General features: G+C 62.7%; 9 protein-coding genes. 7 read left to right on the top strand and 2 right to left on the bottom strand.

The window, feature by feature from the left end:
• From VMA74_RS21130 to kdsB, 5 genes are all read left to right on the top strand, one after another.
• Nucleotides 1-614, top strand: a 614-nt coding sequence (locus VMA74_RS21130; RefSeq protein WP_325370621.1) for a forkhead-associated protein, incomplete at its 5' end; no start/stop codon positions are given.
• Between the two features lie 57 nt (nucleotides 615-671).
• Nucleotides 672-1,757, top strand: coding sequence for a 3-phosphoserine/phosphohydroxythreonine transaminase (gene serC, locus VMA74_RS21125; RefSeq protein ID WP_325370619.1), 1,086 nt, complete (start codon nucleotides 672-674; stop codon nucleotides 1,755-1,757).
• A gap of 209 nt (nucleotides 1,758-1,966) precedes the next feature.
• A complete protein-coding gene (gene pheA, locus VMA74_RS21120) occupies nucleotides 1,967-3,055 on the top strand; it encodes a prephenate dehydratase (RefSeq protein ID WP_325370617.1) in 1,089 nt (362 codons plus the stop codon).
• Nucleotides 3,052-4,359: a 3-phosphoshikimate 1-carboxyvinyltransferase gene (gene aroA / locus VMA74_RS21115; protein WP_325370615.1), complete on the top strand. Its 1,308-nt coding sequence runs from the start codon at nucleotides 3,052-3,054 to the stop codon at nucleotides 4,357-4,359. The genes pheA and aroA overlap by 4 nt, the downstream gene beginning before the upstream one ends.
• Nucleotides 4,360-4,446: 87 nt before the next feature.
• Nucleotides 4,447-5,214 carry a 3-deoxy-manno-octulosonate cytidylyltransferase gene (gene kdsB, locus VMA74_RS21110; protein ID WP_325370613.1) on the top strand — a complete coding sequence of 256 codons (768 nt, stop codon included), beginning with the start codon at nucleotides 4,447-4,449 and terminating at the stop codon, nucleotides 5,212-5,214.
• A gap of 3 nt (nucleotides 5,215-5,217) precedes the next feature.
• On the opposite strand, the gene VMA74_RS21105 is transcribed toward kdsB, so the two are convergent.
• Entirely contained in the window at nucleotides 5,218-5,544 is a 327-nt protein-coding gene (locus VMA74_RS21105) for a type II toxin-antitoxin system HicB family antitoxin (protein WP_325370611.1), read from the bottom strand.
• The gene (locus VMA74_RS21100) at nucleotides 5,541-5,825 is read right to left on the bottom strand and encodes a type II toxin-antitoxin system HicA family toxin (protein ID WP_325370609.1); all 285 of its coding nucleotides are present in this window, start codon (nucleotides 5,823-5,825) and stop codon (nucleotides 5,541-5,543) included. Before VMA74_RS21100 ends, VMA74_RS21105 begins: the two co-directional genes overlap by 4 nt.
• A 38-nt stretch (nucleotides 5,826-5,863) precedes the next feature.
• Between VMA74_RS21100 and VMA74_RS21095 the strand changes: the two genes are divergently transcribed.
• Both VMA74_RS21095 and VMA74_RS21090 read left to right on the top strand, forming a co-directional pair.
• Nucleotides 5,864-6,331, top strand: a complete 468-nt coding sequence (locus VMA74_RS21095) for a low molecular weight protein-tyrosine-phosphatase (protein ID WP_325370607.1) — start codon at nucleotides 5,864-5,866, stop codon at nucleotides 6,329-6,331.
• 52 nt (nucleotides 6,332-6,383) lie between these two features.
• On the top strand, nucleotides 6,384-6,542 hold a 159-nt coding region (locus tag VMA74_RS21090; protein WP_325370622.1), incomplete at its 3' end, for a GIY-YIG nuclease family protein.

Genomic DNA, 6,542 nt, shown 5'->3' with positions numbered 1-6,542 from the left:
ACGTGTTGCCTGACGCCACCCGTATCTACGTCAATGCGCGCCCGGTACGCGAGCGGGCCATGCTTCGTGCCGGCGACACGTTGGGTGTGGGCGATTGCCGCATGTTGCTGTGTGCGGATGAAGAACCGATCGGACGCGCATCGCCTGACATGCCCGAGCACGAGCGTTGCACGGTCGCGCTGCGCGCCGTCGCCGGACCGCTTTCCGGCCAGGTGCTGCCCCTGGCCGATCGTCTGGAGCTTGGACCACAAGGACGCATTCCGCTGGATCTGCCGCAAGGCGAATCGGCCGCCGTGACGATTTTCTGGCGTGAGGGTCAACTGCGCATGGAAAGCAGCCAGCCAGTCGATGGCCGCTATCCGGCGCGCGTCAATGGTACTGCCGTGCAGCAAACCCTATTGTTGCCGGGCGATCAGATCGGCATCGGCATGCATCGCTTTCTGGTCGACGCGCCGGGCCTGGAGCCCGAGCCGGAAATCGTGCTTCCGCCGGAGCCGGCCGAACCGTTGCCGGAAGACGTGGCCGGGCCGCGCGGGGAAGTCTGGTGGTTGATTGCCACCGCCGCGGTACTGGCCTTAGGCATCGCGCTCCTATTGTTGTTACACGCGCATTGACGTTTGGTTGCTGCGTCGCGGCATAATGCGGCGATATTTCAAGACAGGAACCGGTGCGTGAGCAGGGTTTGGAATTTCAGCGCAGGTCCGGCGGCATTGCCCTTGCCGGTGCTCGAACGTGCGCAGCGCGAGCTGCTGGACTGGAACGGCAGCGGTGCCTCGGTGATGGAGCAATCCCATCGCGGCAAACGCTTCATCGCCATGGCCCAGCAGGTGGAAGCGGATCTGCGCCAGCTGATGGACATCCCCGACTACTACGCCGTGCTGTTCGAGCAGGGCGGGGCCACGCAGCACTTCGCGCAGATCCCGATGAATATCGCGCGCGAAGGCGATAGCGCCGACTACATCATCACCGGTCATTGGAGCGAGAAAGCTGCCAACGAGGGCGCACCCTACGTACACGTCAACGTGGCGGCGACCAGCAAGGCCGACAACTTCCTGCGCATGCCGGCGCGCGAGACCTGGCAGCTCGATCCCAAGGCGGCGTACGTGCACATCGCCACTAACGAGACCATCCACGGCGTGCAATTCAAGCAGGCGCCCGAGGTGGGCGACGTGCCGCTGGTGGCGGACATGTCGTCGGACATTCTTTCCGGACCCATCGACGTCAGCCGCTATGGACTGATCTATGCCGGCGCGCAGAAGAACATCGGCCCGTCCGGCCTGGTACTGATCATCATTCGTCGTGACCTGCTCGAACGGCCCATGCGCCCGACGGCGAAGATCTTCCGCTACGTCGAGCACGCGGCCCACGATTCCATGCTCAACACCCCCAACACCTGGGGCTGGTACCTGGCCGGGCTGACCTTCGAGTGGTTGAAGGACAACGGCGGCCTCGCCGCGATGGCCGAACGCAATCGCCAGAAGTCCGAGCTGCTCTATGCCACCATCGACGGCTCCGGCAGCTTCTATCGCAACCCCATCGATCCGCCCGTGCGCTCGCGCATGAATGTACCGTTCACCTTGCACGACAGTGCGCTCGATGCCGCTTTCCTGCAGGAATCGGAAGCGGCTGGATTGATGGCGCTGAAAGGCCACAAGGCGCTGGGCGGCATGCGTGCATCGCTGTACAACGCGGTGCCGCTGGAAGCCGTACAGGCGCTGGTGGATTTCATGCACGACTTCGCGCGCCGGCATGGCTGATACACTCGTTGGCTAGGAGCCTGTCGGATTTGAATTGGTCGAGGCGAAAATTCGACTGCGCGAGGACAGATTTTCGGCGATGCGCCGGCCCATAGTGGTTCTATGGGCCAAGCATCGACGGAAATATGGACCGCGCAGGCGGATTTGCAACCCGGCCAATTCAAGTCCGACAGGCTCCTAAGCCATCTTTACGTCTGGACATCCATCGCATGAACGAACCCAAGCTATCGCTGGTGCAGGTGCGCGACCGCATTGACAGCATCGACCGGCAGATCCAGGAGCTGATCTCCGAGCGCGCCAACTGGGCCCGCGAAGTGGCCAAGGTAAAAGGCGAGGGGCTTTCGGCGATCGACTATTACCGTCCCGAACGCGAGGCGCATGTGCTGCGCATGGTGGTGGACCGTAACCACGGGCCGCTATCCGATACGGAGATGGTGCGTCTGTTCCGCGAGATCATGTCATCCTGCCTCGCGCAGGAAGATCCGCTCAAGGTGGGTTATCTCGGCCCTGAAGGCACCTTCAGCGAACAGGCCGTGCGCAAGCATTTTGGTCATGCGGCTTATGGATTGCCCCTGGGCAGCATCGAGGAAGTGTTTCAGGAAGTTGCCGCGGGCCACGCCGATTTCGGCGTCGTGCCGGTGGAGAATTCCGGACAGGGCATGATCCAGATGACGCTGGACATGTTCCTGACCTCCGAGGCGCGCATTTGCGGCGAGGTGGAGCTGCGCGTGCATCAATGCCTGCTCTCGCAGCGCGAATCGCTGGAAGGCATCAAGCGTGTCTACGGTCATGCGCAATCGTTGCAGCAGTGCAAGACCTGGCTGCGCGTCAACCTGCCGAATGCGGAGTGCATTGCCGTGCACAGCAATGCGGAAGGCGCACGCCTGGCGCGTCACGCCGATGATGCAGCGGCCATTGCTGGCGCTACCGCGGCGAAGGTTTATGGTTTGAAGACCGTGGCCCAGGCGATCGAGGATCGCGCCGACAACACCACGCGCTTCCTGGTGATTGGCCGTTCGCTGTTTCCGTCATCCGGCAACGACCGTACATCGCTATTGATTACCGTCAACGACAAACCAGGCGCGCTCTATGAAATCCTCAGCCCGTTCGCCAAACATGGGGTCAGCTTGAATCGCATTGAATCGCGTCCGGCACACACCGGCAAATGGCAATACGCCTTCTTTATCGACGTTTCCGGCCATATTGATGACGCGTCGTTGCAGGCAGCCTTGAAGGACATGGGTCCGCATGCAGCCCAAGTGCGTGTGCTCGGCGCCTACCCGGTGGCCCTGCCATGAGCGGCGCGCCACGTCTGGATTGGGTCAGCCGGCCCGCGACGGCCTTGCATGGCGATGTCATCGTACCCGGCGACAAGTCGGTGTCGCACCGCTCGATGATGCTGTCGGCCATCGCCGAAGGCACTTCGCACATTCGTGGTTTTCTGGAAGGCGAAGACACGCGTGCAACCGCCGCCGTGCTGGCGCAACTGGGCGTGCGGATCGAGGCACCGTCGTCCGGCGAGCGCGTCGTGCATGGCGTGGGCTTGCACGGTTTGCGCGCAGCGGACAAGCCGCTCGACTGCGGCAACGCCGGTACCGGCATGCGTCTGCTGGCCGGCTTGCTGGCAGGGCAGGCTTTCGACAGCACCCTGATCGGCGACGAATCGCTTTCCAAGCGCCCGATGCGCCGCGTGACCGAGCCGCTGGCGAAGATGGGCGCGCGCATCGACACGAACGAAGGCCTGCCGCCGCTGCATGTACAGGGCGGTCGCAAGCTGCACGGCATCCGCTACGAATTGCCGGTGGCCAGCGCACAGGTGAAGTCCGCCTTGTTGCTTGCCGGCTTGTATGCCGAAGGCAGCACGGAAGTGATCGAGCCACACCCCACGCGCGATTACACCGAACGCATGCTGCAGGCGTTCGGCTGGCCGATCGAATTCTCGCCCGGCCATGCCCGGCTTGAAGGCGGTCACCGCTTGCGAGCTACGGACGTTGTCGTGCCGGCGGACTTTTCCTCGGCAGCCTTTTTCCTGGTCGCGGCGAGCATCCTGCCGGGTTCGGTGTTGCGCCTGCCCGCGGTGGGTTTGAATCCGCGCCGCACCGGTTTGCTTGACGCCTTGCGCCTGATGGGCGCCGATATCCGTATCGAGCATCAAGGTGAAAGCGGCGGCGAAGCCGTGGGCGACCTGGTCGTGCGGCATGCACCCTTGCATGGCATCGAGCTGCCGGAAGCGCTGGTGCCGGACATGATCGATGAGTTTCCCTCCTTGTTCGTGGCTGCGGCGTTGGCGAAGGGACGCACGGTGGTGCGGGGGGCAGCGGAACTGCGCGTCAAAGAATCGGATCGCATCGCCACCATGGCCGCGGGCCTGCGCGCGCTTGGCGTTCGCATCGAGGAGACGCCGGACGGCGCGATCATCGATGGCGGCGTGATCGCGGGCGGTACGGTGGAAAGCCATGGCGATCATCGCATTGCGATGAGCTTCGCGGTGGCGGGATTGGTAGCGCGGGGGGGCGTGACGATTCGTGATTGCGCCAATGTCGCAACGTCATTCCCAGGGTTTATGGAACTGGCCAACGGTTGCGGGTTTGCGTTGAGCTAATCTCTCGCGCAGAGTCACCTCCTTCGCCATTCCAGCCTTCACCAGGATGGCGATACGGCAAGGCCATCGATCTGCTCGACGACACACATGCCAACCATCCCCCACTTCATCGTTGCCATTCCCGCCCGCTACGGCTCCACGCGCCTGCCGGGCAAACCCCTGCGCATGATCGGCGGCGTGCCGATGATCGTGCGCGTCGCCAAGCGCGCCTTGCAGGCCGGTGCCACGCAAGTTGTTGTGGCGACTGATGATGAGCGCATTGTGGATGTGCTGGCAGAGCGGGGCGTGGATGTCTGCATGACCCACAGCGACCATGCCTCCGGCAGTGATCGCCTCGCCGAATGCGCGGCGGTTTATGGCTGGCCGCCGGACACCATCGTGGTGAACCTGCAGGGCGACGAGCCCTTTGCGCCCGCGGCCGGCATTCGCGAAGTGGCGCATGCGCTTGCCGAAGACAATGCCCCGATGGCGACGCTCGCCACGCCGATCGTGGATGCGCACGAGCTGTTCGACCCGAATGTGGTGAAACTGGTCTGCTCATCGCAAGGCCGCGCCATGTACTTCAGCCGCGCACCGCTACCGTGGGCGCGGGATGCGTTTGCGTTAGATCGCGACCAGCTGCCGGAAGCAGTGCCGTTTCTGCGGCATATCGGCATCTATGCCTATCGTGCGGGTTTCCTGCAGCAGTACGCCGGCCTGGCACGCACGCCGTTGGAGCAGGCCGAGTCGCTGGAGCAGTTGCGGGTGCTGGAACATGGCTACCCCATTGCCGTTCGTCTTACGCCCGAACCGTTCCCGCCGGGGATCGACACGGAAGCGGATTTGCAGCGGGCCGAAGCTTGGCTGGGTACGTGAGGACTATCGGGCGTTTGCAAGCACCTCTTCGACCCACTCATTGATGCTCTTGCGATGCACGGCCGCCCTGGTGGCGACATGGGCGTGAACATCCGGCGAAATGCGCAGCATGAGATTGCCGGAATACGACCGCTCCGGCTTGCGGCCCGTTGCCTTGCAGTCAACCAAGTAGTGCTCGATGGCGGCATGGAAGTCTTTCGTCAGTTCACTCACGGACTTGCCATGAAAGCTGATGTTGTCTTTGATGCCTAGCACTCGCCCCACAAAGATATTGTCGCTTTCATCGAAGTCGATGCGTGCGGTATAGCCCTTGTAAGTCATGCTGTTCATGGGTGGATGCCTTTCTCGATCAGCCATTTCCGCAATTCTTCCACCTGGTACTTTTTTGCCTCTTTTCCTGGGTGCGGGCGGTGCAGATAGATGCGTGAGCCGGCTAGCTCAAAGACGACCCGCGATCCGTTCCCTTCTCGAATGTCTCCACCTAGGGCCACTATCAATGCTTCGACTTCGGCGAAAATGACGCTGCCGAGGGTAGGAGTGGCATAGATGGATTCCAGCGTCCTGCGGTGTTTGGCCTTCATGGCAGTATTGATAGCGTATTTTGCTATCATGTTATGAAATCCATCGTTAACCTTCAAGGTATGCAAGCGTGACTGTTGCGTCCGTTTTGTTTGTCTGCCTCGGCAACATCTGCCGCTCACCACTAGTCGAAGCGGTTGCCCGCAAACACCTCGCAGAAGCCGGGCTAGGCATTGAAGTGGCATCCTGCGGCACCGGTGGCTGGCATGCGGGCGAACAGGCTGATCCACGCATGCGCGCCGCCGCGGCAAACGCCGGTTACGACCTGGAACCGCATCGCGCTCGCCAACTGCGCGCCGACGATGCCGAGCGCCATGACCTGCTGCTGGCGATGGACAGCAACAACCTGCGCGACATGCGGCGCGTCTTCGGCGGCAAGGTGCACGAGCGGCTAGCCTTGTTCCTGGACTGGGCCGGTGCCGCGCCGCCGCGGGATTTTCCCGATCCCTACTACGAGGAACTCACCGCCTTCGCGCAATCGGTGGCCTTGGCCGAGCGCGGTGTGCAAGGCCTGATCCAGCGCCTGCGTAGGGGCTGAACTTGCTGCGCCCAGGCATTGAAAACCTGGCAATCGGGCTAAAATCCTGCCCATGCAGCCCGCTTCCTCCCAGGCCTTCGACGGCAAGGCCTTTGTCAGCACGCTCACCACCTCGCCCGGCGTCTATCGTTACTTCGACGAGGACGGCGAACTGCTGTACGTGGGCAAGGCCAGCAGCCTCAAGAAGCGGGTGGGCAGCTACTTCCTGAAG

The organism is Dyella sp., assembly GCF_035508675.1.
GTDB lineage: Bacteria > Pseudomonadota > Gammaproteobacteria > Xanthomonadales > Rhodanobacteraceae > Dyella_B.
Note: the sequence above shows the minus strand (reverse complement) of the source record. Positions and strands in the feature narration are given on the sequence as shown.